Raw genomic sequence first — 3,273 nt, forward strand, 5'->3', positions numbered from 1 at the left:
GGCTGCGGCAGCGGCCGCGGCCGCGGCCGCCGGTGCGGGCAGGGCGCGGACGCTCAGCGCGGCGGCGGCCCGCGCCGTACGGTTCCCTGGCACCGGGCGCCCCCGCGGCGAGGCCGCGGCGCCGGCCGCGCGGCCGGCGCTCCGCGTGCCGGTCAGCGGGCGGCGGGCGGTGGGGGCTTGGGCCGGGTCCGCGTCGGCGGGCGAGCGGCGGGGTCGCAGCAGCAGGGCGGCGGCGGCCAGGACGAGGATGAGGGGCGCGGCCAGGGCGGCCGGTGCGGTGGCGGCGGTGCCCGCCGCGCGGCGCGGGGTGGTGCGGGCTGCGGGATGGGTGGCGGCGGCCGTGAGCGCGGCGGTCCGCGAGACCGAGCGCAGCAGCAGGAGCGCCACGGCCAGCCCGGCCGTGTGCGCGCGGCGGTCGGCGGCCCGCCGGGCGGCGGCGCGGCGGTCGGCCGCCGATGACGCGGCGGCGGCGAGCGCCCCCGCGGCGACCGCGCCGCCGAGGGCGGCGGTGGCCGCGACGTGGCGGCGGAACCGGCCGGGCGGCTCGGCCACGCGGTCGCGCCAGCCCCGGCCGTGCAGGCGGCGCATGAGCACGTCGTCGGCGTTGCCGGCCTGGGCGGCGACGCTGCGCCACAGCCCGGCGTCGCGCACCGGGTGCACGCACCGGCGCCGGCCCCGGACCAGGGTGAACCCGGCGTCGAGCACGCGCAGGGCGATGTCGGTGTCCTCGCGGTAGGCGCGGCGGAAGCGGCGGTCGAAGCCGTCGACCGCCTCCAGCGCCGAGCGGCGGTAGGCCATGTCGGCGGTGATCCAGGCGGCCCCGGCCAGGCCCAGGGTGCCGCGTTCGGCGTCGGTGGGCCGGCGGCCGGGCGGCGGCGGGACCTCGATGCGGCCCTGCACGCCGCCCACGTGGTCGCCCGCCCCGGCGAGGTCGGCCGCCAGCGCGGCGCACCAGTCGGGGTCGGGGACCACGTCGTCGTCCAGGAAGACCACCCACGGGGCGCGCGTGGCGCGCCAGCCGAGGTCGCGGGCGCAGGCGGGCCCCCGCCCGCCCGAGCGCAGCACCCGCACGGCCGGGTGGCCGGTGCCGGGCGGCGGCGGGCCGGGCGCGGGGCGGTCGTCGACCACGACGATTTCGGCCGGTGCGGGGTCGGCGCCCGCCAGCAGCGGGCGCAGGGCGCGCGGGAGTTCGGGCCGCCCCACGGTGGGCACGACCACGGAGTATGCGGGCTCCGCCCCCGGGTGCGCGGTGCGGTCGGGCACGGTCACCGCCCCTCGGTGATGTGGGCGCGCCGCACGACGAACGGGCCGATGGCCAGCAGGTCGATCGGTGAGGAGCCGAAGCACTCCAGGACGTCGCGGGGGCTGTCGACCATGGGGCGCCCGGCGGTGTTGAGGCTGGTGTTGACGACCACGGGTACGCCGGTGTGCTCCTCGAAGCGGTGCAGCATGCGCGCCAGCAGCGGGTCGCCGGAGTCGACGGTCTGCACGCGGGCGGTGCCGTCGGTGTGCACCACGGCCGGGATGCGGTCGCGCCAGTCCTCGGCGACGTCGTGCACGAACAGCATGTAGGGGCTGGGCAGCGGGCCGCGCCGGAAGATCTCGGCGGCGCGTTCGGCGCGCACCATGGGCGCCACCGGGCGGAAGCTCTCGCGGCCCTTGACGTCGTTGAGGCGGTCGAGGTTGGCGGCGTGCATGGGGTTGGCCAGCAGGGAGCGGCGGCCCAGCGCGCGGGGGCCGTACTCGCTGCGGCCCTGGAACCAGGCGACGAGTTCGTTGCGGGCCAGCGCGGCGGCGACGGTGTCGGCGAGGTCGTCGGGGCGCTCGTAGCGCAGGCGGGCGCGGTCGAGGGCGGCGGCGCAGTCGGCGTCGCTCCAGCCCCGGCCGAGGTCGGCACCGGGCATGGGCGCCACGGGCTCGCCGGCGGCCTGGGCCAGGTGCAGGGCGCCGCCCAGCGCGGTGCCGGCGTCGCCGGCGGCGGGCTGGACCCAGACGTCGTCGAAGGGTCCGTCGGCGAAGACGCGGGTGTTGGCGACGCAGTTGAGCGCGACGCCGCCGGCCATGGCGAGGCCGCGCAGGCCGGTGCGCTCGTGCAGCCAGGTGACCAGCTCCAGCAGGACCTCTTCGAGGCGGTGCTGCATGCTGGCGGCGAGGTCGGCGTGGTCGGCGGTGATGTCGGCGTCGCGGGCGCGGCGCTTGGCGAACGCGGAGAAGTCGACGGGCTCGGTGCGGATGAGGCCGTCGCCGGCGGTGCGGATGAGTTCGCGGAGTTCGCCCAGGAAGCGGGGGCTGCCCGAGGAGGCCAGCGCCATGACCTTGTACTCGTCGCTGGAGCGCTGGAAGCCGAGGTGGTCGGTGAGGTCCTCGTAGATCAGGCCGAGGGAGTGCGGCAGGCTCTGGCGGGCCAGGATCTCCAGGCGGCCGTCGCGGTAGGCGCCGGCCAGGTGGGCGGCGTCCTCGCCGCGGCCGTCGGCCACGAGCACCGCGCGGTCGCGGCGGCCGCCCACGGGCGGCGCGGCGAGTACGGCGGAGGCGGCGTGGGCGACGTGGTGGGGCACGAAGGAGACGCGGTCGGGGTCGAGGCCGGGCAGCGCGGTGGCCAGGAACTGCGGGGCGCGCCGGGCGTAGAGGGTGCGCAGGTCCTCCCAGGCGGGGTCGAGCCGGTCCAGCTCGGGCCGCACCAGGGCGGGGTCGTAGGAGTAGGCGACGCCGTCGAGGTCGGCGGGGGTGATCCCGGCGACCTCAAGGCACCAGCGCGCCGCCTGCTCGGGCAGTTCCCAGGCCGAGAACGGCACCGGGTGCTTGCCGTGCTTGCGCCGGCTGAAGCGCTCCTCCTCGGCGGCGGCCACGGTCTGGCCGTCGACGACGAGTGCGGCGGCGGGATCGTGGAAAACGGCGTTGATACCGAGAAACCGCATGGACCGATACCCCTCCCCGGTGGGTGGCGGTGAGCGAGTGCCCGGGCCTTCGAGCACGACCAGTCGACTACCAGACGAAGCGGCTCTCAAACACTCAGCTCAGCAAATACGGGCACTATAGTCACTGAGAGTGACATTGCTGGAGGATCCGCCAAGTACGGAGAGTCGCCGGCGCGGCCCCGCGCCGAGCCCGCCGGAGGGCGCCGCGCTCCCCGCCGGCCCCACGCGGCACCTTTCGGTCGGCCGCCCGCGCGGGGGCGCACCGCCCGGCGCGCGGGTGGACGCGGGGGCGCGGCGGTGCGCCGCCGCGCCCCCGGCGGGGTTTCGGGCGGCCCCGCGCGGCGGTCCCGCGCCC

Annotated in this window: 2 protein-coding genes; both read right to left on the reverse strand. The window is 78.6% G+C overall.

The genetic code is table 11. The features are described 5' to 3' along the window. A partial coding sequence (locus LG943_RS27570; protein WP_270075311.1) for a glycosyltransferase family 2 protein occupies window positions 1–1,263 on the reverse strand: 1,263 nt, incomplete at its 3' end. A gap of 2 nt (window positions 1,264–1,265) precedes the next feature. After that, window positions 1,266–2,918, reverse strand: coding sequence for a carbamoyltransferase family protein (locus LG943_RS27575; protein WP_270075312.1), 1,653 nt, complete (start codon window positions 2,916–2,918; stop codon window positions 1,266–1,268). Window positions 2,919–3,273: the final 355 nt, after the last annotated feature.

It is taken from the genome of Streptomonospora mangrovi, from assembly GCF_027604915.1.
In the GTDB taxonomy this organism is placed as follows: Bacteria; Actinomycetota; Actinomycetes; order Streptosporangiales; family Streptosporangiaceae; genus Streptomonospora; species Streptomonospora mangrovi.